General features: G+C 56.7%; 23 protein-coding genes. 9 read left to right on the top strand and 14 right to left on the bottom strand.

What is annotated here, in order from left to right:
* Positions 1-67: 67 nt before the first annotated feature.
* Complete coding sequence (locus LU196_RS01040; RefSeq protein WP_232757883.1) at positions 68-535, top strand: YbjO family protein; 468 nt, start codon at positions 68-70, stop codon at positions 533-535.
* A 46-nt stretch (positions 536-581) separates the two neighbouring features.
* The gene (gene rlmC / locus LU196_RS01035; protein WP_232757882.1) at positions 582-1,715 is read left to right on the top strand and encodes a 23S rRNA (uracil(747)-C(5))-methyltransferase RlmC; all 1,134 of its coding nucleotides are present in this window, start codon (positions 582-584) and stop codon (positions 1,713-1,715) included.
* A 21-nt stretch (positions 1,716-1,736) separates the two neighbouring features.
* On the opposite strand, the gene artJ (LU196_RS01030) is transcribed toward rlmC, so the two are convergent.
* From artJ (LU196_RS01030) to LU196_RS01005, 6 genes are all read right to left on the bottom strand, one after another.
* Positions 1,737-2,468, bottom strand: coding sequence for an arginine ABC transporter substrate-binding protein (gene artJ / locus LU196_RS01030; RefSeq protein WP_232757881.1), 732 nt, complete (start codon positions 2,466-2,468; stop codon positions 1,737-1,739).
* 118 nt (positions 2,469-2,586) lie between these two features.
* Positions 2,587-3,255 (bottom strand): arginine ABC transporter permease ArtM, encoded by a 669-nt coding sequence (artM, locus tag LU196_RS01025; protein WP_232757880.1) that lies wholly within the window; start codon positions 3,253-3,255, stop codon positions 2,587-2,589.
* Between the two features lies 1 nt (position 3,256).
* Positions 3,257-3,970, bottom strand: a complete 714-nt coding sequence (gene artQ, locus LU196_RS01020) for an arginine ABC transporter permease ArtQ (RefSeq protein ID WP_232757879.1) — start codon at positions 3,968-3,970, stop codon at positions 3,257-3,259.
* Between the two features lie 6 nt (positions 3,971-3,976).
* The gene (artJ, locus tag LU196_RS01015) at positions 3,977-4,708 is read right to left on the bottom strand and encodes an arginine ABC transporter substrate-binding protein (RefSeq protein WP_232757878.1); all 732 of its coding nucleotides are present in this window, start codon (positions 4,706-4,708) and stop codon (positions 3,977-3,979) included.
* 15 nt (positions 4,709-4,723) lie between these two features.
* Positions 4,724-5,452, bottom strand: coding sequence for an arginine ABC transporter ATP-binding protein ArtP (gene artP, locus LU196_RS01010; RefSeq protein ID WP_255697695.1), 729 nt, complete (start codon positions 5,450-5,452; stop codon positions 4,724-4,726).
* 240 nt (positions 5,453-5,692) lie between these two features.
* Positions 5,693-6,232 (bottom strand): lipoprotein, encoded by a 540-nt coding sequence (locus tag LU196_RS01005; RefSeq protein WP_232757877.1) that lies wholly within the window; start codon positions 6,230-6,232, stop codon positions 5,693-5,695.
* A 108-nt stretch (positions 6,233-6,340) separates the two neighbouring features.
* On the opposite strand from LU196_RS01005, the gene LU196_RS01000 reads away from it, so the two are divergent.
* Both LU196_RS01000 and LU196_RS00995 read left to right on the top strand, forming a co-directional pair.
* Positions 6,341-6,661 (top strand): heavy metal-binding domain-containing protein, encoded by a 321-nt coding sequence (locus LU196_RS01000; protein WP_232757876.1) that lies wholly within the window; start codon positions 6,341-6,343, stop codon positions 6,659-6,661.
* Positions 6,661-7,485, top strand: a complete 825-nt coding sequence (locus LU196_RS00995; RefSeq protein ID WP_232757875.1) for an N-acetylmuramoyl-L-alanine amidase — start codon at positions 6,661-6,663, stop codon at positions 7,483-7,485. Before LU196_RS01000 ends, LU196_RS00995 begins: the two co-directional genes overlap by 1 nt.
* 12 nt (positions 7,486-7,497) lie before the next feature.
* On the opposite strand, the gene ltaE is transcribed toward LU196_RS00995, so the two are convergent.
* The 3 genes from ltaE to cspD all read right to left on the bottom strand — a co-directional run bounded on the left by ltaE (position 7,498) and on the right by cspD (position 10,983).
* On the bottom strand, positions 7,498-8,502 hold the full coding sequence (gene ltaE / locus LU196_RS00990; protein ID WP_232757874.1) for a low-specificity L-threonine aldolase: 1,005 nt from the start codon (positions 8,500-8,502) through the stop codon (positions 7,498-7,500).
* A 70-nt stretch (positions 8,503-8,572) separates the two neighbouring features.
* Positions 8,573-10,294 (bottom strand): ubiquinone-dependent pyruvate dehydrogenase, encoded by a 1,722-nt coding sequence (gene poxB, locus LU196_RS00985; protein WP_232757873.1) that lies wholly within the window; start codon positions 10,292-10,294, stop codon positions 8,573-8,575.
* A 467-nt stretch (positions 10,295-10,761) separates the two neighbouring features.
* On the bottom strand, positions 10,762-10,983 hold the full coding sequence (gene cspD, locus LU196_RS00980) for a cold shock-like protein CspD (RefSeq protein WP_232757872.1): 222 nt from the start codon (positions 10,981-10,983) through the stop codon (positions 10,762-10,764).
* A gap of 321 nt (positions 10,984-11,304) precedes the next feature.
* Between cspD and clpS the strand changes: the two genes are divergently transcribed.
* Together clpS and clpA are read left to right on the top strand one after the other, a co-directional pair.
* Positions 11,305-11,625 (top strand): ATP-dependent Clp protease adapter ClpS, encoded by a 321-nt coding sequence (clpS, locus tag LU196_RS00975; RefSeq protein ID WP_232757871.1) that lies wholly within the window; start codon positions 11,305-11,307, stop codon positions 11,623-11,625.
* Positions 11,626-11,680: 55 nt separating this feature from the next.
* On the top strand, positions 11,681-13,960 hold the full coding sequence (gene clpA, locus LU196_RS00970; protein WP_232757870.1) for an ATP-dependent Clp protease ATP-binding subunit ClpA: 2,280 nt from the start codon (positions 11,681-11,683) through the stop codon (positions 13,958-13,960).
* 91 nt (positions 13,961-14,051) lie between these two features.
* Here the strand turns inward: clpA and infA are convergent, their stop codons facing one another.
* The 5 genes from infA to trxB all read right to left on the bottom strand — a co-directional run bounded on the left by infA (position 14,052) and on the right by trxB (position 19,943).
* Complete coding sequence (infA, locus tag LU196_RS00965; RefSeq protein ID WP_002211347.1) at positions 14,052-14,270, bottom strand: translation initiation factor IF-1; 219 nt, start codon at positions 14,268-14,270, stop codon at positions 14,052-14,054.
* 338 nt (positions 14,271-14,608) lie between these two features.
* Positions 14,609-15,301 carry a leucyl/phenylalanyl-tRNA--protein transferase gene (gene aat / locus LU196_RS00960; RefSeq protein ID WP_232757869.1) on the bottom strand — a complete coding sequence of 231 codons (693 nt, stop codon included), beginning with the start codon at positions 15,299-15,301 and terminating at the stop codon, positions 14,609-14,611.
* A gap of 31 nt (positions 15,302-15,332) precedes the next feature.
* Positions 15,333-17,063 (bottom strand): heme ABC transporter ATP-binding protein/permease CydC, encoded by a 1,731-nt coding sequence (gene cydC, locus LU196_RS00955; protein WP_232757868.1) that lies wholly within the window; start codon positions 17,061-17,063, stop codon positions 15,333-15,335.
* Positions 17,060-18,832 carry a heme ABC transporter permease/ATP-binding protein CydD gene (cydD, locus tag LU196_RS00950; RefSeq protein WP_232757867.1) on the bottom strand — a complete coding sequence of 591 codons (1,773 nt, stop codon included), beginning with the start codon at positions 18,830-18,832 and terminating at the stop codon, positions 17,060-17,062. Before cydD ends, cydC begins: the two co-directional genes overlap by 4 nt.
* Before the next feature lie 145 nt (positions 18,833-18,977).
* Positions 18,978-19,943 (bottom strand): thioredoxin-disulfide reductase, encoded by a 966-nt coding sequence (gene trxB / locus LU196_RS00945; protein ID WP_232757866.1) that lies wholly within the window; start codon positions 19,941-19,943, stop codon positions 18,978-18,980.
* A gap of 519 nt (positions 19,944-20,462) precedes the next feature.
* Here trxB and lrp point away from each other — a divergent pair.
* The 3 genes from lrp (at position 20,463) to lolA (ending at position 25,377) form a co-directional block, all read left to right on the top strand.
* On the top strand, positions 20,463-20,957 hold the full coding sequence (gene lrp, locus LU196_RS00940; RefSeq protein WP_006118610.1) for a leucine-responsive transcriptional regulator Lrp: 495 nt from the start codon (positions 20,463-20,465) through the stop codon (positions 20,955-20,957).
* Positions 20,958-21,076: 119 nt separating this feature from the next.
* Positions 21,077-24,589 (top strand): DNA translocase FtsK 4TM domain-containing protein, encoded by a 3,513-nt coding sequence (locus LU196_RS00935; RefSeq protein WP_232757865.1) that lies wholly within the window; start codon positions 21,077-21,079, stop codon positions 24,587-24,589.
* Between the two features lie 176 nt (positions 24,590-24,765).
* Positions 24,766-25,377, top strand: coding sequence for an outer membrane lipoprotein chaperone LolA (lolA, locus tag LU196_RS00930; protein WP_232757864.1), 612 nt, complete (start codon positions 24,766-24,768; stop codon positions 25,375-25,377).
* Positions 25,378-25,379 lie beyond the last annotated feature (2 nt).

The following is a 25,379-nucleotide window of genomic DNA, read 5'->3' as shown; positions in this document are numbered from 1 at the left end:
GGGCTGATTTCTTCAGGTGCAGTGCGCCGGAAATCGGTCCGTTTTTCGTTGGTTACGGAGCTTACCCATGTCGGAAATCCTGAAAAACAGTGCGATGATGTCGCTGGCCCCCGTGCCGGTCACCGTGGCGGGTATTGCGATTGTGGCGACGCGCTGCATTAGCGTGCTGATGCTGGCCAACGAACTGGGTTACGAGGAGCTGGCAAACTTTGTCCACCGCAGCGCGCAGGCATGGGACTCCACGCTGATTTTTATCGCCAGCCAGCTGATTTTTCTGTTTGAGCTGCGCTGTGCGTTCACGCTGATGCGCGGCAGCAATCGCGGCCGTTGGGGATACGCGATAGCGCAGAGCGTCGTGCTGTTTTATATGCTGCTGGCCTCAACCGGCTGGATCTATCCGGAAATCTTCAGTATTCCCGGCGAAACCAACGCGCAAATTATCCATCACACCTTGCTGCAAAAGGTGCCCGACGCGCTGGTGCTGCTGCTGCTGTTTGTTCCGGCCAGCAGCCGCGCTTTTTTCCGTGCCCGGTGATACAATCTGCCCCCGTTTTTTCCCGGATTAATCAACAGGCCCTTTCATGCATTGTGCGCTTTACGACGCTGGCCGCTGCCGTTCCTGTCAGTGGCTGGACAAACCCTACTCGCTACAGCTGGACGATAAGCAGTCACAGCTGGCGCAGCTGCTGGCCGCGCACGCCGTAGCCGACTGGCGGCCGCCGGTCAGCTCGGCGCAGCAGGGGTTCCGTAATAAAGCCAAGATGGTGGTGAGCGGTAGCGTAGAGCGCCCGGTATTGGGTATTGTGAACCGCGATGGCGAGGCGGTGGATCTCTGCGCGTGTCCACTCTATCCCGACACGTTCGCCCCGGTGTTCGATCGGTTGAAGCCGTTTATTGCCCGCGCCGGCCTGACGCCCTATGACGTGGCGCGTCAGCGCGGCGAGCTCAAATTTATCCTGCTAACCGAAAGCACCTCCGGGGAGATGATGCTGCGTTTTGTGCTGCGCTCCACGCGCAAGCTGGCGCAGCTGCGCGCGGCGCTACCGGCGTTGCAGCAGCCGTTACCGCAGCTCAAAGTGATCTCCGCCAATATCCAGCCGGTGCACATGGCGATTCTGGAAGGGGAAGAGGAGATTGCGCTCACCGAGGATCAGGCGCTGAAAGAGCGATTCAATCAGGTGCCGCTCTACATTCGGCCGCAAAGCTTTTTCCAAACCAACCCGGCGGTGGCCGCGTCGCTCTACGCAACCGCGCGCGCGTGGGTGGCTGAGCTGCCGGTTAGCAGCATGTGGGATCTGTTTTGTGGCGTCGGCGGTTTCGGCTTGCACTGCGCCACGCCGGACATGCAGCTCACGGGGATTGAGATCAATGCCGAAGCCATTGCCTGCGCGCGGCAGTCGGCGCAGCAGCTGGGATTGAACAACGTGCAGTTTGCCGCGCTGGATTCCACTGCGTTCGCCACGTCACGCGATCAGGTGCCGCAGCTGGTGCTGGTCAACCCACCGCGTCGTGGCATCGGCGCTGAACTGTGCGCTTACCTGAGTGAGATGGCACCGGATTACCTGCTGTATTCCAGCTGTAATCCGGCCACAATGGCGCAGGATATCGCCAGGCTACCTGACTATGCGGTGACGCGCGTCCAGCTGTTTGATATGTTCCCGCACACGGCGCATTTCGAGGTGCTGACGCTGTTAACGCGCAGCCACGCGGCTTAGCCGGTGCCTACGCGCTCGCGCTTATTCCGGGAACCACTTCTGATTGATCTGTTGCCAGCTGCCGTTACTTTTCAATGTACTGAGCGCACGGTTAAACGCTGCCAGCAGGGGCGCGTTGCCCTGACGCACGGCGATGCCAAGACCGGTGCCAAAATAGTCCGGGTCGGTGATGTGCTCGCCCACGCTGCTGAGATCGCTATTGGCTTTCAGCCACTGGCTCACCACCGCGCTGTCGCCAAAGACGCCGTTCAGGCGGCCATTTTTTAAATCGAGAATGGCGTTCTGGTAGCTATCGTAAGCCACCGCGATCACTTCGGGATGCTTCTCCATCAGGTACTTCTGGTGCGTAGTGCCGTTCTCAACGCCCACGCGCTTGCCCTTCAGCTGACTGAAATCCGTGAACTGTCCCTTTTGCGCAATAACAATGGCGGAGTTGGCGTAGTAAGGCTGGGTAAAATCGACCTGCTTGCTGCGCTCTGCCGTGATATCCATGCCGGAGATAACCGCGTCGTAGCGGCGGAATTTCAGCGACGGAATCAAACTGTCAAAGGCATTATTGGTGAACGAGCACTCCGCTTTGATCTCGGCGCAGAGGGCTTTCGCAAGGTCAATATCGAAGCCCACAATTTGGTTGTTGTAGTCGAGAGATTCAAACGGTGGGTAAGTGGCAGAGACGGCGAAGCGAATCTTATCTACTGCATAAGCATTCATTGCTAACGAGGCCAGCGCAGCGGCAGCTATCCATTTTTTCATCGTACATTTCCAGTAAATAGACTAAAAAAAGTGGTCTATAACATGACAGTTAATGAATGGATATGCAATATTTTTGCTTTTAAAATCGATATGCCGCCGCCGGCCAACGGCCGACGACTCAGTTCCGGCGTTCGAAAGCCAGCGCGCGCTTTTCAACCAGGCGCATCATCAGCGTCAGTAAACCGTTAACGACCAGATAGATCAGGCCCGCTGCCGCATAGACGGTCACGTCATAGGTGCGTCCGTAGAGCAGTTGACCGTGTCCCATCACCTCCATCAGCGTAATGGTGTAGGCCAGCGATGTGCTTTTGAACACCAGTACCACCTCGTTGGAATACGATGAGAGGGCACGTTTAAACGCATAGGGCAGTAAAATACGCAGCGTCGCTGTACGGTCCATGCCCAGCGCGGCGCAGGATTGCCACTGTCCGGCAGGAATCGCGCGAACCGCACCGTAGAACAGCTGCGTGGTGTAGGCGGCGCTGTTCAGCGACAGGGCGATCAGCGCGCATAGCCACGGCTTTGACAGCAGATGCCACAGCCACGGCACGCTTTGAATGGCGGGAAACTGGCCAGGGCCGTAATAGATCAGGAAGATCTGTACCAGCAGCGGGGTGCCGGTGAAGACGGTAATGTAGCCTTTTACCAACAAATTCAACCCGGGCACTTTGAGCGCCAGAATAACCGTGCAGAGCAGTGACAGCAGCAGCGCGGCCGCCAGCGAGGCGACGGTCAGCGTCAGGCTGGTGTGCAGGCCTTTTAGCAGTTCAGGTAAGTAGCCAAGCATATCAGGCTCCCCGCTCAAAACGGGTGGTGCGCAATTCAATGCGGCGCAGCACCGCCTGGCTCAATAACGTGATAATCAAGTAGATGGCCGCGGCGACCAGATACCAGGTAAACGGCTCTTGGGTGCGCGTCGCGATGCTTTTGGTTTGCAGCATAAGGTCATTGACGCTGATCAGTGACACCAGAGCCGTGTCCTTCAGCAGCACCAGCCACTGGTTGCCGAGACCGGGCAGCGCGTGACGCCACATCTGCGGCAGGATCAGGCGGAAAAAGATCGCGGACTTTTTCATGCCGAGCGCCTGGCCAGACTCCCATTGCCCGACGGGAACCGCTTTCAGCGCGCCACGCAAGGTCTGCGAGGCGTAAGCCGAATAGAGCATGGCCAGCGCGATCACGCCGCACAGAAAGGGGCTCACATCAAAGTTCTCAATCTGAACCTGTACGGGGATATTGACCAGCCCGAGATTGATATGGAAACCGTCTGACAGCGTCAGCAGCAGCTGCGAGGCGCCGAAATAAATAAACAGCACCACCAGGATTTCCGGCAGGCCGCGAATCAGCGTCACCAGTGCGGTCCCGAGCCAGGCCACCGGACGCAGGCGCGCCGACTCCCAGCCAGCAAACATCATCGCCAGCGCAAGGCCGGCGACCAGGGCACAAACGGCAAGGCCGACGGTGATCCCGGCGGCGCTTGCGAGTGGTATCAGTTCATTCATCGCTAATTATTGCTGAAACCATTTGTTGTAGATGGTTTTGTAGGTGCCATTGGCTTTGATTTTATCCAGCGCGGCATTGAATTTGCCTTGCAGCTCGGTATTGCCCTGACGGACCGCAATGCCGAGGCCGGTGCCGAAGTAATCTTTGTCGGTGACTTTGTCACCCAGCGCCGCGAGGTTGGCGTTTTGCTTCAGCCACTCGTTGACCACGGCCGTGTCGCCGAATACCGCATCGATACGGCCATTTTTCAGATCCAGCACCGCATTCTGATAGCTGTCGTAAGGCACGATGGTAATATCGCTGTGCTTGTCAGACAGGTATTTCTGATGCGTAGTCCCGTTCTGCACGCCGACGCGTTTGCCTTTCAGCGCGCTGACATCGGCCAGCTTGCCTTTTTGCGCAATAAAGATGGCGGAGTTATCGTAATAAGGCTTGGAGAACAGCACCTGTTTTTCACGCTCAGGCGTAATATCCATGCCGGCCATTACCGCATCGAAACGACGGAATTTCAGGCTGGGAATCAGGCTATCAAACGCTTGATTCGTAAAGGTGCAGGTGGCGTCGATCTCTTTGCACAGCGCGTTGGCGAGGTCGACGTCAAAACCCTGAATTTTGTTGCTGGCATCAACAAACTCGAACGGCGGATAAGATGCTTCGGTAGCAAAACGCAGCGTCTGCGCGGCAGACGCGCTCAGGCTAAGGCTGGCAAGCAGTGCAGCAAGTACAACTTTTTTCATTGAGAGCATCCTGATTCAGTGCGAAAGATAGTGCGCAAACGCCTCGGTTTGCGGCTGGCTAAAGTGGCTGGCATCGCCCTGTTCAACGATGCGGCCGTTTTCCATATACACCACGCGGCTGGCCGTTTTACGCGCCACCTCCACTTCGTGTGTCACAATGACCTGCGTAATGTGGGTTTGCGCGAGCTCGCGGATAATACTGACGATCTGGGCGGTGATTTCTGGATCGAGCGCAGCGGTGGGCTCATCGAACAGCAGCACTTGCGGCTCCATCATCAGCGCACGTGCGATCGCGACGCGCTGCTGCTGGCCGCCCGACAGATGCAGCGGAAAGCGGTCGGCGAAGGATGTCAGGCGCAGGCGCTCCAGCAGGGCATCGGCCCGTGCCCGTGCGGCGGCCTTGCTTAAGCCCAGCACGCGGCACGGCGCTTCCATCAGGTTTTGCACCACGGTCAGGTGGGGCCACAGATGATACTGTTGAAACACCATGCCCACATTTTGACGCAGTTCGCGGATGGCGCTTTCAGACGGTGCCTGGGCAAAGTCAAATTCATTACCGGCAATCTGCAGCGTGCCGGCGCGCGGCATCTCCAGCAGATTTAGCACGCGCAGGAGTGAGCTTTTGCCGGCGCCGCTAGGGCCAAGCAGCACCAGCGTTTCACCTTGCGGGCAGGCAAGATTGATATCAAACAGCGCCTGATAGGCACCGTAAAAGCAGTTAATAGCGTTTAGTTGAATACTCATGCGCAAAAAATGAATAGCAATTAGTGCCGCAAATCTTAACGTCACCAGAATAGTTATGCAATTGAAGTGGGTTAAAATTTATTTAAGGGCAGTTAAACCCCGAAAGCGCAGCACAAAATCGCGTGCTTCAGCGCTTACAAGGGGTAAGGACGTCTCAAGCCGCCCGAAAAACGCCGCGCGCCGCCACCGCAAACATGCGGCGCGCTAATACAAGAATCGGGATGGCGACAAATCCAGCGATTACTGTTTGGTTTCCAGCAGTTGACTCAGCGATCCGCCACCGGCGTGCGGCCAGCTTCCCATGTAACGCACATCGTCCACTGCCCAGCAGCTGCCTTGGTGAATCATCAATACTTCGTCCTGCCAGCGGGTATCACCGCGGCTCAGCGTGACGCGCAGCGGAATATTGCGCGCGTCGCGATTCGGGATGCGTGAGGCGCTGCTGACATCGGCGGCATCCGGCCCCTGCGCCAGGCTGGAGAAGAGGTCGCCCTGCTGCCAATCAGCGGGCTTCTTGCGCTCGCTGCTGGCACGAAGCAGGGTTTGATACAGATGATCGCTGAGATAAGGGCGATACTTGGCTAAGGTGGCGCTATCCGGCAGGCCCTGCGTAGGCTGTTGGATGCGCAGGTCGTAAAATTGCTGCGCGACGCTATCGGGGCCGCCCTCCACACAGGCTGCGCTGCGCGGGCCATTATCTTTAAACACCGGCTCGACGGTGGTGCAGGCGCTGAGCAGTAATGCGGCGGGAACAAGCAGCGCAAAGGTGTTGTTTTTCATCTCGATTTCCTTATTGTTCACTGGCAAAGCGCCATTTTTAGCATAGAGTATAGTCGCGCTTTTTGGCGGTAAGCGCTGTTGCTCACGCATTCAGATCAGGAGAAGACAATGAAATTTTCTACCACCCCAACGCTGGAAGGCCATCCCATCGAAGCGTATTGCGGTGTTGTCACCGGCGAAGCCATTCTCGGGGCCAATATTTTCCGCGATTTTTTTGCCGGGATTCGCGATATCGTGGGCGGCCGCTCTGGCGCTTATGAAAAAGAGCTGCGTAAGGCGCGCCAAATTGCGTTTGAAGAGTTAGAAGCGCAGGCAAAGGCGTTGGGTGCCAATGCGGTCGTGGGCATCGACATTGACTACGAAACCGTGGGCAAAGACAGCAGTATGCTGATGGTAAGCGTGACCGGAACCGCAGTGATTGTGCGCTGATGCGCGCCGCAGCGGTTGTGATACTGGCGCTGCTACTGAGCGCCTGTCAGAGCACCCTTGAGCCGCGCCCGGGTTACTGGGTGGATACGGCGCATCCGGCACAGGGGGCACGCCCGCGCGTAAAAGTGGTGGTGATTCACTACACGGCGGAAGACCTGCCCGCGTCGCTGGCGACGCTGACCGATCGTGAGGTCAGCGCCCACTACGTGATCCCGCAGCAGCCGGTACAGCGGCGAGGAGAAGGGGTGATTTGGCAATTGGTGCCTGAAAGCCAGCTGGCGTGGCATGCCGGCCCCAGCTTCTGGCGTGGGGCGACGCGCATCAACGATACCTCGATCGGCATTGAAATTGTGAATCGCGGCTATCGCCGCACGCTTACCGGGCTTCGCTGGGAACCGTTTACTGACGCCCAGATTCGGGTGCTGGAGGCGCTGCTGCTGGATATCCGCCAGCGATACGGTATCGCGCCAGAAAATATCGTTGGCCATAGCGATATTGCGCCACAGCGCAAACAGGACCCGGGCCCCGGGTTTCCCTGGTCGCAGCTGGCGGCGCGCGGGTTGGGGGCGTGGCCCGACGCCCGTACGGTGCAGGCGTATCTGCACGGTCGCGCGGCCAGTGCGCCTGTGGACCAAGGTGAGCTGCTGGACATGCTGGCGCGCTATGGATACGACGCGGCGGCAGCCACCACGCCCGCAATGCAGCGCAGGCTAATCGCGGCGTTTCAGATGCATTTCCGTGCGCGCGATTATCGGGGCATCGCCGACGCAGAAACGCTGGCGATAGCCCGCGCATTGGTGGCGAAATACGGTGCGGCGCAGTAGCGCCTCACTGCGTTAGCGCTGCCGCAGAAAGGCCTGCCAGTGGGCAACAAACTGCGCTAAATCGGCGCGATTCACGTCCAAATGGGTGACAATGCGCGTCACCAGCCCCACGCTCAGGGCAAAGCCGCCCTCGGCCATCCAGGCTTTTAACGCGCTGACCTGCGCATCCGGCACCTTCACGAACAGCATATTGGTGTGCTGATTCATCACCGCAATGCCCGCCGCGCTCAGCTGCTCGCCAAGCCAGGCGGCGTTATCGTGATCCTCCTGCAAGCGGGCAACATTGTGCTGCAGCGCATACAAACCTGCCGCAGCCAGAATCCCGGCCTGGCGCATGCCACCGCCGGTCATTTTGCGCCAGCGGCGCGCGGTGTCGATGTAGGCGCTATCCCCGCACAGCAGTGAACCCACCGGCGTGCCGAGCCCTTTCGACAGGCAGATAGTGAGGGTGTCACAGTAGCGAGTGATATCGATAAGGGCGATTTTTTGTGCCACCACCGCATTGAAAATACGCGCGCCGTCTATGTGCAATGCCAGATTGTGCGTGCGGGTGAGCTGCCATGCCTGTTCAAGGTAGCTCAGCGGCAGCACCTTGCCGTGGTGCGTGTTCTCCAGGCTCAGCAAACGGGTGCGGGCGAAGTGGATATCATCGGGCTTGATGGCCGCGATAATATCGTGCAACGGCAGAGAGCCATCCTCGGCATGCGTAATCGGCTGCGGCTGAATACTGCCCAGCACGGCGGCGCCGCCGGCCTCGTATTTATAATTGTGCGCCTGCTGACCCACGATATATTCGTCGCCGCGCTGGCAGTGGCTGAGCAAGGCCACCAGGTTTGCCTGGGTGCCGGTTGGGAAGAACAGGGCGGCGGCTTTACCGCTTAAGCGCGCTGCTTCGGCTTCCAGCGCCTGAACGGTAGGGTCATCGCGATAGACATCATCGCCCGTTTCGGCGGTCATCATCGCATCGAGCATGGCGGCACTGGGGCGGGTTACGGTATCACTGCGTAAATCGATCACGGCGCTCTCCTGAAATAAAAAAAGCGGGCTTAGCGCCCGCCTTGTTATCAATACAGTGGGGTTAACCGTTTTACCTGAGCCAGTTGGTTTTCGCCAGTTCAACGATTTCATCGCCGCGCCCGTTCATGATGGCGCGCAGCATATAGAGGCTGAAGCCCTTTGCCTGCTCTGCCTTGATCTGCGGCGGCATGGAGAGCTCCTCTTTTGCGGTAATGACGTCCAGCAGCACCGGCCCGTCGTGCGCAAACGCCTCTTCCAACGCGGCATTCAGCGACGAGGCTTTTTCCACGCGAATGCCTTTAATGCCGCAGGCGGTGGCGATGGCGGCGAAGTCAGGATTGTTGAGATCGGTGCCATCGGTGAGGTAGCCGCCCGCTTTCATCTCCATCGCCACGAATCCCAGCACGCTGTTATTGAAAATCACCAGCTTGACCGGCAGCTTAAGCTGCGCCAGTGAAATAAAATCCCCCATCAGCATGCTGAAGCCGCCGTCGCCGCAGAGCGCCACCACCTGACGGTTTCGATCGAGCGATTGCGCGCCCAGCGCCTGCGGCATCGCATTGGCCATGGAACCGTGGTTGAACGAGCCCAGCAGGCGGCGTTTACCGTTCATTTTGAGGTAGCGCGCCGCCCATACCGTGGGCGTGCCGACGTCGCAGGTGAAGATCGCGTCTTCCGCCGCGTAGTGACTCACCTGCTGCGCCAGATATTGGGGGTGGATCGCCTGCTTATCATTGGCAGTGGCCAGCGCGTCCAGATCCTGACGCGCCGACTGATAGTGCTTGAGGGCGCTATCAAGGTGGTGGCTATCCTCGTGTGTATTAAGCTGCGGCAGCAGCGCTTGCAGGGTGGCTTTGATATCGCCCACCAGCGCCATGTCCACGTGACTGTGCGCGCCAAGGCTGGCTGGATTGATGTCAATTTGAATCAGGGTGGCGTCGGCGGGGTAAAAGGCGCGATAGGGAAACTGGGTCCCGAGCAGCACCAGCGTATCGGCGTTCATCATGGCCTGGTAGCCAGAAGAGAAGCCAATCAGCCCTGTCATTCCCACGTCGTAAGGGTTGTCATACTCAATGTGTTCCTTACCACGCAGCGCGTGCACCACAGGCGCCTTAAGTGTTTCAGCCAGCTTCACCACCTCAGCATGGGCGCCCGCACAGCCGCTACCGCACATCAGCGTAATGTTTTTCGCACTGTTTAGCGTTTCGGCCAGCCGGGCAATTTCGCTGGCATTCGGCACGACATGCGGTTGTTGCGGCGGATACCATGCGCTTTTGGCACTTTCCGGCGCGGGTTTGAGTGCGATGTCGCCCGGCAGCACAATCACCGACACGCCGCGATTCAAAATCGCTTTACGCATGGCGATGCCTAACACCTGTGGCAGCTGTTCCGGGTTCGACACCAGCTCGCAATAGTGGCTGCATTCACGGAACAGCTCCTGCGGATGCGTCTCCTGAAAATAGCCGCTGCCAATTTCGCTGGAGGGAATATGCGCGGCAATGGCCAGAACCGGGACGCCATTACGGTGGCAGTCAAACAAGCCGTTAATCAGATGGAGGTTGCCGGGACCGCACGAACCGGCGCATACCGCCAGCTCACCGCTGATTTGCGCTTCAGCCCCTGCGGCGAAGGCCGCCACTTCTTCATGTCGCGTGGGCATCCATTCAATGGTGCCCATGCGATTCAGGCTGTCGCTCAGTCCGTTGAGGGAGTCGCCGGTGACGCCCCAAATCCGCTTTACGCCCGCACTTTCAAGCGTTTTGGCCAGCAGTGCCGCCACAGTCTGTTTCATCGTTCGCTCCTGTCTGATGTTAGCCATCTCCCCCGATGGCAAAAGAGTACCGTGTCAAAGCGTAGACGATGGTGCGCGAGCGCAGCCGTGAAAAAATGCGCTGTCAGGCGGAGCACAGCGCGATCGGGATCGGGGCCGGTACGCTCATGATAAATCCGTGCACGATAGCGGCCAGGTGCGATCTCGACGCCACCGATGCGCCAACGCACCTGCCGTTAAACGTGATGAGGACACTCAGGCATATTATGGCGGTTCACCGCAGCGCTATGCCAAGCGCGAGTACCGTCCCGTGCAGACGGCAAGCAGGGTAGGCGTTATGCCCATATGTGGGTTCCGTTTTCAGGCAGCCGGTGCGGTAAGCCGCACAGGCGCGGGAAATGCGCTCCGCACCAGGCAAAAAAAATGCCAGCATCTGCGGCTGGCATTTTTTTTCGCGAGTGTTCAGAATGCGTAGAGGGCGTGGTCGATTAAGCGTGCTGTGCCAGTTCAACCGGCACGATCAAGCTGGCATGGTTGCCTTTCGGCCCTTCATGAACGTCAAATTGCACCTGCTGACCCGCCTTCAGCGTCCTGTAACCCTCCATCTGAATGGTGGAGTAGTGTGCGAAGATATCGTCGCCGCCGCCAATCGGACAGATAAAACCGAAACCCTTGGCGTTATTGAACCATTTAACAGTACCCGTCTCCATGCTTTTACTTCCCTCGCAAGACATTTTGAAAAGTAGGTGAGGTCATTGAAGCTGTGAGCGAGTTTGTATAAAACTCAATCAGCTTGTGCAGGTAGAATGTAGAGAAACGGTTCTTATCGTCAAGCGAACGGCCCTGTGTGCAGGGGAGAAATTCATCAAAATTTGAGGCAGTTAACGCTATTGCGAATTTTGTGATACAGGTCGCGCATGCGCTTTTAGGGCCAGCGGTTGGCACGGAAAAAGCCGCTTGACAGGCGTGTTAAACTTGAGGGTAGAGCACACTGAGTGCGCTACCGTAAAGCAGAGTTTCGACGGAACATTATGGCAAACACAAACGACTGGCTTAATTTCGACAATTTAGCCGAAGACAAAGTACGCGAAGGGTTAAAACCGCCTTCTATGTATAAAGTCATCCTGAATAATGACGATTATACACCTATGGAATTTGTTATTGACGTTCTGCAAAAGTTCTTTTCTTATGATGTTGAACGCGCAACGCAGCTGATGCTTAAAGTTCACTACCATGGAAAGGCGATATGTGGTGTATTCACCGCAGAGGTGGCGGAAACCAAAGCCGCGCAGGTGAATCACTACGCACGAGAGAATCAACATCCGTTGCTGTGTACGCTGGAAAAAGCCTGAGTCTGTCTCCATATAGGAGAGAGAGCGTCAGAGCGATAATTGGGGGAGGTGCCAAATGCTCAATCAAGAACTGGAACTCAGTTTAAACATGGCTTTCGCCAGAGCGCGCGAGCACCGTCACGAGTTTATGACCGTCGAACACCTGTTGCTGGCGCTGCTCAGCAATCCGTCGGCCAGAGAGGCATTGGAAGCCTGTACGGTGGATATTGTGGCTCTGCGTCAGGAACTCGAAGCCTTCATCGAACAAACCACACCGGTGCTGCCAGCCAGTGAAGAGGAGCGCGACACGCAACCCACGCTCAGCTTCCAGCGTGTGCTGCAGCGCGCGGTATTCCACGTCCAGTCCTCCGGCCGCAGCGAAGTGTCTGGTGCTAACGTGCTGGTCGCTATCTTCAGCGAGCAGGAGTCGCAGGCTGCTTATCTGCTGCGTAAACACGAAGTCAGCCGTCTTGATGTGGTGAACTTCATTTCCCACGGTACCCGTAAAGATGAGCCGGGCCAGCCGCAAAGCGGCGCGGAAAATCCCGTTAACGAAGAGCAAGCAGGCGGGGAGGAACGTATGGAAAACTTCACCACCAATCTTAATCAGCTTGCTCGCGTCGGCGGTATCGATCCGCTGATCGGCCGCGATAAAGAGCTGGAACGTGCGATTCAGGTGCTGTGCCGCCGCCGCAAGAACAACCCGCTGCTGGTGGGCGAATCGGGCGTCGGTAAAACGGCCATTGCCGAAGGTCTGGCGTGGCGTATTGTGCAGGGCGATGTGCCGGAAGTGATGAAAGAGTGCACCATCTACTCACTGGATATCGGTTCGCTGCTGGCGGGTACCAAATACCGCGGCGACTTTGAAAAGCGTTTCAAAGCACTGCTGAAACAGCTGGAGCAGGATAACAACAGTATTCTGTTCATTGATGAGATTCATACCATTATTGGTGCCGGTGCGGCATCGGGTGGGCAGGTTGATGCGGCGAATCTGATTAAGCCGCTGCTCTCCAGCGGGAAAATCCGCGTGATGGGGTCAACCACCTATCAGGAATTCAGCAACATCTTTGAAAAGGATCGGGCGCTGGCCCGTCGCTTCCAGAAAATCGATATTACCGAGCCATCGGTTGAAGAGACGGTGCAAATCCTGAACGGCCTTAAGCCGAAGTACGAGGCGCATCACGATGTGCGTTATACCGCCAAAGCGGTGCGCGCAGCGGTAGAGCTGGCAGTGAAGTACATCAACGATCGCCATCTGCCTGATAAGGCGATTGACGTGATTGATGAGGCGGGGGCGCGGGCGCGTCTGGTGCCGGTGAGTAAGCGCAAGAAAACCGTCAACGTGTCGGATATTGAGTCGGTCGTGGCACGTATCGCACGTATTCCGGAACAGAGCGTTTCGGCTACCGATCGCGATACGCTGAAGAACCTGGGCGATCGTCTGAAAATGCTGGTGTTTGGCCAGGATAACGCCATTGAAGCGCTGACGGAAGCGATTAAAATGAGTCGTGCTGGCCTCGGCCAGGATCGCAAACCGGTGGGATCATTCCTGTTTGCCGGCCCAACGGGCGTGGGTAAAACGGAAGTAACCGTGCAGCTGGCGAAAGCGTTAGGCATTGAGCTGCTGCGCTTTGATATGTCGGAGTACATGGAGCGGCATACTGTCAGTCGCTTGATCGGTGCGCCTCCGGGATACGTTGGTTTTGACCAAGGCGGTCTGCTCACCGATGCCGTGATCAAGCATCCGCATGCGGTCGTGCTGCTGGATGAAATTGAAAAAGCGCATCCAGACGTGTTCAATCTGCTGCTGCAGGTCATGGATAATGGGATGCTTACCGACAATAACGGGCGTAAAGCGGACTTCCGCAATGTGGTGCTGGTTATGACCACCAACGCGGGCGTACGTGAAACCGAGCGTAAATCCATTGGCCTGATTCAACAGGACAACAGCACGGACGCTATGGAAGAGATCAAGAAGATCTTTACTCCAGAGTTCCGTAACCGTCTCGACAACATTATCTGGTTCCGTCATCTGTCTACGGAAGTGATTCATCAGGTGGTAGACAAGTTCATCGTCGAGTTACAAGCGCAGCTGGATGCGAAAGGCGTGTCGCTGGAAGTCAGCGATGAAGCGCGCGACTGGCTGGCTGACAAAGGCTACGACAAAGCGATGGGCGCGCGTCCGATGGCACGTGCAGTCCAGGAGAACCTGAAAAAGCCGCTGGCTAACGAACTGCTGTTTGGTTCACTGGTTGACGGTGGCTCTGTCTCCGTGGCGCTGGATAAAGAGAAGAACCAGCTTACTTACCACTTCCTGAGCGCGGAAAAACGTAAAACGGAAGGCACTGTCCACTGATCACCGTGGATGGATATGAAAAAGGCCGGATAGATTATCCGGCCTTTTTTTTGCCCGGTTTGCTATAAGCGCGGGCGCGAGTTAACGCTAGTTAGCGACTACGGAAGACAATGCGGCCTTTGCTCAGGTCGTACGGGGTCAACTCGACAGTCACTTTGTCGCCCGTCAGGATGCGGATGTAGTTTTTGCGCATTTTACCGGAGATATGAGCGGTAACCACGTGCCCGTTTTCAAGCTCTACGCGGAACATGGTGTTAGGTAACGTATCCAGTACGGTACCTTGCATTTCAATATTGTCTTCTTTGGCCATCGAATCCTCTGGGTGAACTACCAAACTGTTGAACCGGCAAGATAATGCCGAATTCCATGATTTATGTAAAGAAACGTTGACTGTTTTTGCCAACGCTTCGCCGTGCGTCGCGCCTATGCGCGTGCAGTACGGATAAAATAGGGGTGTTTATTGACGTCTGCGGAGGATTAGCGGGCTAAGAATCTGCAACAGGTGCGCACTTGAAGCAGTTCCAGGAACGGCGTGTGATTCCCAGCCTGGCAATTCCGGCTCGCCACAGCGAAGCGCGGACGACATACCAAACTCGGCTATTGTATCACTTTTGTCGGGAATTGTGTGCAAAACATCTGCGGAGCCGGTTAAAAAAGGGTTTGTGTTTGCCAGCACCCGGCAAGAGCTTGCTGACCAGCCAGCGTTTCCACATGGTGCAGATAGGCTTCGCGCGGAATTTCCTGGGCACCCAGCGACGCCGTGTGGGGATTTAAGACTTGGCAATCAATTAGCTTTCCCTGATGCGCGATGAAATGCTGCGTGAATACCCACAGCGCCGTTTTAGACGCATTCTCTTGACGACTAAACATGGATTCGCCGCAAAAAATTTGCCCCAACGCGAGTCCGTACATGCCACCCACCAGGCAGTTGTCTCGCCACACTTCGATGGAGTGTGCATGGCCCAATTCATACAAACGCAGCCAGGCGCGTTTGACTTCGAAGGTGATCCAGGTGCCTTCCTGCCTGCCCTCAGCGCACCCGTCCACCACGTGAGAAAAGGCGTGGTTCATCGTGACGCGGTAGGGCGAACGGCGGTGGAATCGGGCCATGCTGCGGCTAAGATGAAACGTCTCAGGCAGCAAAACAGCGCGCGGATCCGGTGACCACCACAGAATAGGGTCGCCGGGCGAAAACCACGGAAAAATGCCGCGCTGGTAGGCGTTCATAAGGCGAGCCGGAGAGAGATCACCGCCCATTGCCAGCAATCCGTTGGGCTCGCGCAGCGCCATTTCGGGCGGCGGAAAATTTAGCGAATCGCGTGAAAGCTGTACCAGTCTCATTGCATTTTCTACTCTTGGCTGTTCGCTAAGACTATAGCCTAAAGCGCTGGCAGAAACGCCAGTAGCGTCCTGCTTTTGAGATTAATTCGTGATGCGTTCCTGACTCAACAATTTGGCCCCTGTCCATGACACAAATGCGATCCATCGCGCTCAGGCCGCTAAGCCGATGCGTGACCATGATGGCGGTTTTACCGCCGCTGACGCGATTTAATAGTGTTAAAATGTGTTGCTCCGTGGTGGCATCCAGCCCTTCGGTTGGTTCATCCAGCAGCCATAAGTCACCGTCGTGCAAAATTGCCCGTGCAATGCCCAAACGCCGCAATTCACCGCCAGAAAGCGGGCGACCGCCTTCTCCCATCCATGCATCCAATCCGTCCTGCGCGTCAGCTAAGTGACCGAGCTCAACCTGGTGCAACGCGGCAAGGCACTCTGCATCGCTGGCGTCAGGACGCGCAAGCAGAAGATTATCGCGCAGCGATTGATTAAACAGGTGCACCCGCTGGGGAACCACGCTGATGCGCTGACGCAAGCTCGCCTCGTCCCAGCGATTTATCGCTATGCCATTCAGGGCAAGGGTTCCCTGCTGTGCTTCATGGCCGCGCGTGAGCAGGCTCAACACCGTTGACTTACCACAGCCCGTGGGGCCAAGCAGCGCCACATGCTCTCCCGCTTGCAGCTGCAATGAAAAATCAGCCAGTACCGCCTCTGGACGCTGCGGGTAGTGGAAAACAACGTTATCCAGCGTCACGCTCAGGCCCGGTGCTGAATCAGGCATCGTCGTAGGAAACATGATTGCGGGCGTTTGAGAAATCAGCGCATTTACGCGTTCTGCGGCGCGCGCCACCTGCGTCAGCGGTAAAAACGCCCCGGCAACCGGTGCCAGCGCTTCAAACGCGGCCAGGGCGCAAAACACGAACAGGGCGATGAGTGCGCCGGGCATACTGCTGGCGCCTACGCTGCCTGCGGATAACCACAAGAGCAGCGTAACGGTGGAACCGGTAATCACCAGCAGCAGACTGTTAGCCATCGCCTGTAACCGAAACTGTTTACGTTGCGCGTGCTGCCAGGCGTTTTCCTCTTCATTCAGCGCATGGCGCCACGCAGCGGCTGCACCAAAGAGCTGTAACTCTGCTAAACCGGTGATCCAGCGCGTAAGCTGGAGTCGCCAGCGGGCCTGATGATGGGCGATACGCTCGCCTGTAGAAGCCCCGAAATACCCGAAAACAGCGGGCATGGACAGCAGCGTGGCGAGCATGATGCCCCCGAGCAATAAAGCCAGAGAGGCATCAATGAACGCAAGCCCAAGGGTGACGACAACGATCACGACCGCCGCGCCAATCAGCGGCGACAGGACCCGTAAATAAAGGTGATCGAGCGTATCGACGTCGGTGACAAAACGGTTAAGCAGATCCCCCTGGCGAAAACGGGCCAGCTGCTCTGGCGCTAAGGCCGTCACTTTGGCAAAGGTGTATACGCGGAGATGTTGTAATACACGAAAGGTGGCGTCGTGACTCACAAGGCGCTCAAAATATCGTGCAGCGGTGCGCACAATCGCTGCCCCACGCACGCCCGCAGCAGGCAACATATAGTTAAAGCTGTAAAGTCCTGCTGCACCGGCCAGTGATGAGGCGGCGAGGAACCAGCCGGAAAGGGCAAGTAAGCCTACGCTGGCAAGCAACGTCGCGATGGCCAGAATAATCCCCAGTGCCAGCCGCCAGGGGTGACGGCGGAATAAACGCAGAAAAGAGAATAGCGTGATCATCCTCTGGACTCCTCAGCACTCCGCTGAACAAGGTCACGCGCAGCACCTTCTTGTTCAATCAATGTCTGCCAGGGGCCCTGTTGCACCAGTTGACCCGATTGCATGACCCAGACTTCATCCCAGCTCTCCAGGTCAATGAGCTGGTGCGTAATCATGAGTGTGGTCTGGCGCCTTGCGGCGTCGCGCAACGCGTCCATGACCCGCTTTTCACTGAGGCTATCAAGACCGGAAGCGGGTTCATCCAGCAGCAGCAAATGCGCCGGTTTGAGCAGTGCCCGCGCCACGGCGACGCGCTGAGCTTGTCCAATAGAAAGTCCTGTTCCACCATCGCCTAATTGCGTGTCCAAACCTTGCGGAAGACGCGGAATAAACTCTTGCACGCCAGCGCGTTCAAGCACGTCAGCAAGCACATCGGGTTGCTCATCTTGCCCAATAAACAGATTGTCTTTTACGCTATTGGCGGGAAGGCAAGGGTGCTGACCCACCCATGCCAGCTGCTGCTGCCACTGCGCGCGCGGCAGATCGCGCAGTTCCTGCCCGTTAACGCGCAGCGATCCCGCATAGGGAAGAAAGCCGAGCAGCACATTGATCAATGCCGTTTTCCCAGCACCGCTTTGCCCAATTAATGCGACACGCTTGCCCGGCGTAAGGATAAACTGCATGGGTTGGGAAAGCGGCTCGCCGCGCGCAGTGAGGATAATTAAATTGCGCGCTTCAAGCGTGTAAGGTGCTGTGGGAAAGGGAAGTGAAGGGCTTTGCGTAGCAGCAGGTGCTGGCGCCTCGGACAAGAAGGCTTCCAGCGCGTCAGCGCCGCCCACAGCCTGCGCTTTGGCATGATAGAACGTGCCAAGATCGCGTAATGGCTGAAAGAATTCGGGGGCCAAAATCAAGGCGAGAAAGCCCGCAAACAGCGTTACGCCAGTGCCGTAATGGCCAACGTTGAGCTCGCCCAAATAGGAGAACCCAAAGTAAACCGCGACCACTGCGATGGCCAGCGAGGCGAAAAATTCCAGCACGGCGGAGGAAAGAAAGGCCAGGCGTAATACGTCCATGGTGCGCTGACGAAAATCCGCCGTGCTCTGCGCAATCGCCTGCCGCTCGGCAGCCGCACGATGAAACAGCCGCAGCGTTTCTCGTCCGCGCAGACGATCGTAAAAATCGCCGCTGAGCCGCGCCAGCGCATAGAAATGGCGCCGGTTGGCGTCGGCCGCGCCCCTACCCACAAGGGCCATAAACAAAGGGATAAGCGGGGCGGAGACCAGCAGAATCAGGCCTGCTGCCCAATTAACAGCAAACACCGCCAGTAAAATAGCGGCAGGAATACACACCGCCAGCGACATTTGTGGCACATAGCGCGCGTAATAGAGCTGCATCTCTTCGATGTGCTCCAGCAGCAGCGTGGACCAGCTACCGGCGGGTTTACCCTGAATCCATGCGGGGCCTGCGGCCTCAAGGCGGTCTAACACCTGCTGTCGCAGTCCGCGGCGAATGGCTTCACCTGCATGGTATCCGGCGATTTCACGGGCATAATTCAAGCCTGCACGCAGAATAAAGCACAGCAAAAGCAGGAGAAAGTCGGCGACGAGTGCTGCCCGTGGCGTGTGCAGGACAATGAGATTTTGCAGCAGCGAAGCCAGCAGCGCCGCTTGGGCAATGATGACCAGTGCGCCAAGGCAGCCATACAGGGAGGCAAGGCGCAAACTGCGCGCGCCATAGTGGCGCTGTTGACGCAGCCAGCGAAGAAGATCGTGTTGCCGGGATGTGTTCATGCTGAGCCGTATTATCACTGTGAAAGAGGCGAAATCCAGACAAAGAGTCCGGGTATAACAGGCGCTCAAACTTTAGCACGGCGGCAATAAAAAAGGCGACCAAAATGGGTCGCCCTTCAGTAGATATGATCAGCTTATTAACAACTTACTGAGTATTTTTAACCAAGCCATCAAGATAACGTTCGGCATCCAGCGCGGCCATGCATCCGGTGCCTGCTGATGTGATGGCCTGGCGGTAAATATGATCCATCACGTCACCGGCAGCAAACACGCCAGGCACGCTGGTTTGTGTGGCATTGCCGTGTAAGCCCGATTGCACTTTGATATAGCCGTTTTCCAGCGCCAACTGCCCTTCGAAAATGGCGGTGTTAGGACTGTGGCCGATGGCGACAAACAGACCCGCAACCTCCAGCGTCTCAGTTGCATCGCCCTGTGTCGCACGCAGCTTAACGCCGGTTACGCCCATTTGATCACCCACCACTTCGTCAAGGGTGCGATCGGTGTGCAACACAATGTTGCCGTTACGCACTTTATCCATCAGCCGGTCAATGAGGATTTTCTCCGCCCGGAAGCTATCGCGACGGTGAATTAAATGCACTTCCGAGGCGATATTCGCTAAGTAGAGTGCCTCTTCAACGGCGGTGTTACCGCCACCGATCACCGCCACTTTTTGGTTGCGGTAGAAGAAACCATCACAGGTGGCACACGCAGAGACGCCTTTACCTTTAAACGCCTCTTCCGAGGGCAGGCCCAGATAACGCGCGGAGGCGCCGGTCGCAATGATCAACGCGTCCGCGGTGTATTCCCCGCTATCACCGGTGAGGCGGAAAGGGCGATTCTGCAAATCGACGGTATGAATGTGGTCAAAGATAATTTCAGTGTTGAACTTCTCAGCATGCGCCTGCATACGCTCCATCAGCGCAGGGCCCGTTAAGTCGTGTGGGTCGCCAGGCCAGTTTTCGACCTCGGTCGTGGTGGTAAGTTGACCGCCTTTTTCCAATCCAGTCACTAAAACAGGATTCAGGTTAGCGCGGGCTGCATAAACGGCAGCGGTGTAGCCAGCAGGGCCGGAGCCCAGAATGAGCAGCTTGCTGTGTTTGGCTGTACTCATGCGTTCCTCAATATTTTGACAACATAGTTTTTGATTGTAGGGAAATTAGCACGTCAAAAAAAGGTTTCAGCATTTTTGTTAACAATCACTGCAAACGGCGTAGTCGATGTGCCGGAAATTTGCACGGCACTTGCGCTAAAAGGGTGCAAAGCTCGGCAATTTGTGGTGCAGCCCTGTAAAAATTCTCATTAAAAATCAGCAACGCAGGAGAGTGTCTGGCATCTTGTACTGAAAACGGATGTTTTACTTTGACAATCGCCTGCGCTTTTGCGAAAACAGTGTGAGAAGCAGAGAAGATTTAGCGATGAGGAGCAGAGTTTTCCATTCTGTTTCGCGTTTTTTCGCCAGATAAACTCAGCCTGACATTGGTAATGACGCATGATGTGGACAGACAACATGCGTCATACGGATGGTCGCGTTTCTGCACAGGCTTACAGACTTCGAATCAGTAAGGCCCTGAACAATGAGCGTTTTCAGGGTATGGCAGGTAAAGGGAAGGAATGAAGAGAGACAATAATAATGGTAGACAATAAGAAGCGCCCCGGAAAAGATCTGGACAGGATCGATAGAAATATTCTGAATGAATTGCAAAAAGATGGACGTATTTCAAACGTAGAGCTCTCTAAGCGCGTTGGCTTATCACCTACGCCGTGTCTCGAACGCGTACGCCGTCTGGAACGACAGGGTTTTATTCTTGGTTACACCGCGCAGCTTAACCCGCATTACCTGGATGCCTCACTGCTGGTCTTTGTTGAGATTACTCTGAATCGTGGCGCGCCTGATGTGTTTGAGCAATTTAACGCCGCTGTGCAAAAACTTGAGGAAACTCAAGAGTGTCACCTCGTTTCCGGTGATTTTGACTACCTGCTGAAAACCCGCGTTCCTGATATGTCCGCCTACCGCAAACTGCTGGGCGAGACCTTGCTGCGCCTACCCGGTGTAAATGACACCCGGACTTATGTGGTGATGGAAGAGGTCAAACAGAGTAATCGTCTGGTGATCAAAACCCGTTGATGCAGGGCAGGTGCAAAGCTTGCCAGATTTCGGTACACTCCTGTGAATTCATACAGGACCAGCGTCGGGCTTGCCCGACGCTGTTGCCTTCTTAATTTACAGGCACCTGGAGAGTACTCTTGAGCCAGGAATACACAGAAGATAAAGATGTTTCGTTACAACCAATGAGCAGTGGACGTCGTCTGCTTGAAGCCTTGCTCATTCTTGTCGCGTTGTTTGCCATCTACCTGATGGTGTCGCTGGTGAGCTTCAATCCTTCCGATCCAAGCTGGTCGCAAACCGCCTGGCATGAGCCTATCCATAATTTGGGTGGCAGCGTCGGCGCGTGGCTGGCTGATACCCTGTTATTCATTTTTGGCGTGATGGCCTATGCCATTCCACCCGTGATTGTTGGGCTGTGCTGGACGACCTTCCGCCAGCGCGATCGCCAGGATTACATCGACTACTTTGCCGTAGGCTTACGCTTGATTGGCGTATTGGCGCTGGTGGTAACTACCTGTGGTCTCGCAGCGCTTAACGTTGACGATATTTGGTATTTCGCCTCGGGGGGCGTGATTGGCAGTTTGGTGAGTAATGCCATGACGCCTTGGTTTAGTTCCCCGGGCGGCACCTTGACGCTACTGTGCGTCTGGGCCGCTGGCATCACGCTTTATACCGGCTGGTCATGGCTTACGATTGCCGAGAAGATTGGCAGCGTGGTGATGGGCGTCCTGACGTTTGCCAGTAACCGGTCGCGTCACGATGAGCCATGGCACGAAGACGAATATGACGAGCACGATGCGCATCTGGATGAAGAACACGCGGACGCACCCACCTTGCGTGCAGCGTACGCGGATGAAGACGACGTGTTGTTGGCAAAACCGCGTCGTGTTGACGAACCTGCTGCTGCTCAGCCTGAACACGATCCTTTGCTGGCCAAAGCGAGCGCTGCAACCGCAGCCGCAATAGCGGCCTCCAGCGCGGCGGCGCGGCAAACGGAAATGCCGGATTCGGCCTCGCTCAATGCGGTTCATGCCAACCCTGCGTCCGGGGCGCAGTCTGTGCCAGCGCAACATTCCACGCCGAACACGCCCGCGGCACCGCTTAACCACGCGGTCACTCCGGCCCCAACACACGCTGTGTCGCCACCTCCACCTCCGCTCCAGACAGAGCCAGCTGCAGCGTCTGCGCCGCCGCTTTATCGCTTTGAGGTGCCGGAGACGCCTGTCTCTTCTGCCTTCACGCCGGCCACTGACGATGACGGCCCGCAGATGGGGAATTGGCAGAGCGCGACGCAGCCTTCACCGGCGATAGAGGCGACGCAGGCAGCCGCTGCATTCGGTGCCGGTATCGGGGCGGCGAAAGCAGGCGCGCCAATGACACCCACTTTCGATGCGGTGCCAGAGCGTGACTACAATCCGCAGGTTAAGCAGGGCATTGGGCCAGAGCTGCCGCGGCCGAACAAAGTGAAACTGCCGACACGCCGCGAACTGGCGTCGTATGGTATTAAGCTGCCATCGCAACGCCTGGCAGAAGAAAAGATGCGCAGCGACTCTGAGCAGCTTCAGCCGGAAAGCCATCATACATCGTTGCCTTCGCAGCCCGATCGTGATGACGAAGCGGCCCTGCAAGAAGCGGAGTTGCGTCAAGCGTTTGCGGCACAGCAGCAGGCGCGTTACGGCGACGATCCGCAGCATCAGCCTGATGAAGACGAGGCAGAGGCGCTGCATCAAGCGCAGCTGGCACAGCAGTTTGCTGCTACCCAGCAGCAGCGTTACGAGCAGCCAACGCCTGCTGAAACGCCTGCGTTCACGCTGGATACCTCGGCGGCTTTTGATTTCTCGCCGATGAAAGATCTGGTTGATGATACGCCGAACGAGCCGATCTTTACGATTGCAGCCACGCCAGAAACCGACATTGAACCGATGTGGCAGCAACCTGCTGAACCGCAGCAACCTACCATGACGCAGCAACCTGCTGTGCAGCAGCCTGTCACTGCCCCGCCAGCGGAACCGCTGCCGTCGCTGGCGCCGGAGAGCAGTCCGTGGTCGTCGCCGGAGCCGGAGAGTTATACGGCGCCGCGCGAAGCGGCAACGCCGCCTCCTGCTGCGCAAGACAGCCTGTTCCATCCGTTCCTGGTGCGTCATGAACAGCCGTTAGAAAAGCCGACAACGCCGTTGCCGACGCTGGAGCTGCTCACCGCACCGCCTGCGGAAGAAGAGCCGGTGGATATGTTTGCACTGGAACAAACGGCGCGTCTGGTTGAAGCAAGACTGGCGGATTACCGTGTCAAAGCCGAAGTGGTTGGTATCTCGCCCGGTCCGGTCATTACGCGCTTTGAACTGGATTTAGCACCCGGTGTAAAAGCCGCCCGCATATCGAATCTGTCGCGTGACTTGGCCCGTTCTTTGTCCGCCGTTGCGGTGCGCGTCGTGGAAGTGATTCCCGGCAAACCTTACGTTGGCCTGGAGTTGCCGAACAAACGCCGGCAAACCGTGTATCTGCGTGAAGTGCTGGATTGCCCTCGCTTCCGTGAAAACCCGTCGCCGCTCTCCGTGGTGTTAGGGAAGGATATCGCGGGTCAGCCAGTGGTGGCCGATTTAGCCAAAATGCCCCATTTGCTGGTGGCCGGTACTACCGGTTCAGGTAAATCGGTGGGCGTAAACACCATGATCATCAGCATGCTGTATAAAGCCACGCCGGAAGAAGTGCGCTTTATTATGATCGACCCGAAAATGCTTGAGCTCTCGGTTTACGAAGGTATCCCTCATCTGCTGACCGAAGTCGTTACCGACATGAAAGACGCGGCCAATGCGCTGCGCTGGAGTGTGGTGGAGATGGAGCGACGCTATAAGCTGATGTCGGCGTTGGGTGTGCGTAACCTTGCCGGTTATAACGAGAAAATCGAGCAGGCTGCGGCAATGGGTCGGCCTATTCCCGATCCTTTCTGGAAGCCCGGCGATAGCATGGATACCACGCCGCCAGTGCTGGAAAAACTGCCTTACATTGTGGTCCTCGTCGATGAGTTTGCTGACTTGATGATGGCCGTGGGCAAAAAAGTGGAAGAGCTTATTGCGCGCCTGGCGCAAAAAGCGCGCGCCGCGGGTATTCATTTAGTGCTGGCCACGCAGCGTCCTTCCGTTGATGTGATCACAGGATTGATCAAAGCGAACATTCCTACGCGTATTGCCTTTACGGTGTCCAGCAAAATTGACTCGCGTACTATCCTGGATCAGGGCGGTGCCGAGTCGCTGCTGGGCATGGGCGACATGCTTTACATGCCGCCTAACTCCTCAATGCCTGTCCGTGTTCACGGCGCCTTTGTGCGCGATCAAGAAGTGCATGCGGTGGTGCAGGACTGGAAAGCGCGCGGCCGTCCGCAGTACATCGACAGCATTACGGCGGGTGAGGAAAGCGAAGGTGCATCAGGCGGGCTGGATGGCGACGAGGAGCTCGATCCGCTGTTCGACCAGGCCGTGGCGTTCGTGGTAGAAAAACGGCGCGCCTCCATTTCCGGGGTACAACGTCAGTTCCGTATTGGCTACAACCGTGCCGCGCGCATCATCGAACAGATGGAGGCGCAGGGTATTGTTTCAGAGCCGGGCCATAACGGTAACCGTGAAGTGCTTTCCCCGCCGCCGCACGAAATGTAATTTGCTCATACGATGCGCTTAATTTCGGGCCAGTTAACGCTGGCCCGTTGTTTATCTGTAGGTTTATCCCCATATTTTTGGTTGGTTTCGGCATTTTCCTCTGTCGGACCCCCCTCAAGGCAGCTACGTTTAATGCGGTAGGTTTATCGGGAAAGATGAAAAAGGAATCATATCAGATGAAATTACACGTTATTGCCTGCGGCCTGCTGGCCAGCTTTGTTTCCGCCTCCGTCCTGGCTGATGCTTCAAGCGATTTACAGCAGCGTCTGAACAAGGTCAACAGCTTCCACGCCAGCTTTAGTCAAAAAGTCACCGATGGAAGTGGAGCCAATGTGCAAGACGGTGAAGGCGAGCTTTGGGTTAAACGCCCCAGCCTGTTTAACTGGCACATGACCGCGCCGGATGAAAGCGTGATCGTCTCTGATGGCAAAAACCTGTGGTTCTATAACCCGTTTGTCGAACAGGCCAGCGTCAGCCTGCTGCAAAACGCCACCAGCAATACGCCGTTTATGCTCATTGCGCGTAACCAGCCAAGCGACTGGCAGCAATACAACATTAAACAGCAGGGTGACAATTTTGAACTGACGCCAAAGAGCAGTGATGGCAACCTGAAACAGTTCACCATTAACGTGACGTCTGCGGGTACCATCAATAAATTCAGCGCGGTTGAGCAGGATGGCCAGCGCAGCGATTATCAGTTGAAAAGCCAGAAGAATGGGGCGATTAGCCCAGATAAGTTCACGTTCACCCCGCCTAAAGGCGTGACGGTGGACGACCAACGTCAGTGAGG

Source organism: Pantoea sp. Mb-10, assembly GCF_021272205.1.
GTDB lineage: Bacteria > Pseudomonadota > Gammaproteobacteria > Enterobacterales > Enterobacteriaceae > Pantoea.
This window is presented reverse-complemented; position numbering and strand designations above follow the sequence as displayed.

What these genes read in the sequence shown, in the direction of transcription:
- clpS (WP_232757871.1), top strand. Translation starts at nt 11,305, where the DNA reads ATGGCAAACACAAACGACTGGCTTAATTTCGACAATTTAGCCGAAGAC.
- clpA (WP_232757870.1), top strand. Translation starts at nt 11,681, where the DNA reads ATGCTCAATCAAGAACTGGAACTCAGTTTAAACATGGCTTTCGCCAGA.
- artJ (WP_232757881.1), bottom strand. Translation starts at nt 2,468, where the DNA reads ATGAAAAAATGGATAGCTGCCGCTGCGCTGGCCTCGTTAGCAATGAAT.
- cydD (WP_232757867.1), bottom strand. Translation starts at nt 18,832, where the DNA reads ATGAACACATCCCGGCAACACGATCTTCTTCGCTGGCTGCGTCAACAG.
- artQ (WP_232757879.1), bottom strand. Translation starts at nt 3,970, where the DNA reads ATGAATGAACTGATACCACTCGCAAGCGCCGCCGGGATCACCGTCGGC.
- LU196_RS00995 (WP_232757875.1), top strand. Translation starts at nt 6,661, where the DNA reads ATGCGCGCCGCAGCGGTTGTGATACTGGCGCTGCTACTGAGCGCCTGT.
- cydC (WP_232757868.1), bottom strand. Translation starts at nt 17,063, where the DNA reads ATGATCACGCTATTCTCTTTTCTGCGTTTATTCCGCCGTCACCCCTGG.
- poxB (WP_232757873.1), bottom strand. Translation starts at nt 10,294, where the DNA reads ATGAAACAGACTGTGGCGGCACTGCTGGCCAAAACGCTTGAAAGTGCG.
- LU196_RS01000 (WP_232757876.1), top strand. Translation starts at nt 6,341, where the DNA reads ATGAAATTTTCTACCACCCCAACGCTGGAAGGCCATCCCATCGAAGCG.
- lolA (WP_232757864.1), top strand. Translation starts at nt 24,766, where the DNA reads ATGAAATTACACGTTATTGCCTGCGGCCTGCTGGCCAGCTTTGTTTCC.
- artP (WP_255697695.1), bottom strand. Translation starts at nt 5,452, where the DNA reads ATGAGTATTCAACTAAACGCTATTAACTGCTTTTACGGTGCCTATCAG.
- infA (WP_002211347.1), bottom strand. Translation starts at nt 14,270, where the DNA reads ATGGCCAAAGAAGACAATATTGAAATGCAAGGTACCGTACTGGATACG.
- LU196_RS01040 (WP_232757883.1), top strand. Translation starts at nt 68, where the DNA reads ATGTCGGAAATCCTGAAAAACAGTGCGATGATGTCGCTGGCCCCCGTG.
- lrp (WP_006118610.1), top strand. Translation starts at nt 20,463, where the DNA reads ATGGTAGACAATAAGAAGCGCCCCGGAAAAGATCTGGACAGGATCGAT.
- trxB (WP_232757866.1), bottom strand. Translation starts at nt 19,943, where the DNA reads ATGAGTACAGCCAAACACAGCAAGCTGCTCATTCTGGGCTCCGGCCCT.
- artM (WP_232757880.1), bottom strand. Translation starts at nt 3,255, where the DNA reads ATGCTTGGCTACTTACCTGAACTGCTAAAAGGCCTGCACACCAGCCTG.
- artJ (WP_232757878.1), bottom strand. Translation starts at nt 4,708, where the DNA reads ATGAAAAAAGTTGTACTTGCTGCACTGCTTGCCAGCCTTAGCCTGAGC.
- rlmC (WP_232757882.1), top strand. Translation starts at nt 582, where the DNA reads ATGCATTGTGCGCTTTACGACGCTGGCCGCTGCCGTTCCTGTCAGTGG.
- LU196_RS01005 (WP_232757877.1), bottom strand. Translation starts at nt 6,232, where the DNA reads ATGAAAAACAACACCTTTGCGCTGCTTGTTCCCGCCGCATTACTGCTC.
- cspD (WP_232757872.1), bottom strand. Translation starts at nt 10,983, where the DNA reads ATGGAGACGGGTACTGTTAAATGGTTCAATAACGCCAAGGGTTTCGGT.
- aat (WP_232757869.1), bottom strand. Translation starts at nt 15,301, where the DNA reads ATGAGACTGGTACAGCTTTCACGCGATTCGCTAAATTTTCCGCCGCCC.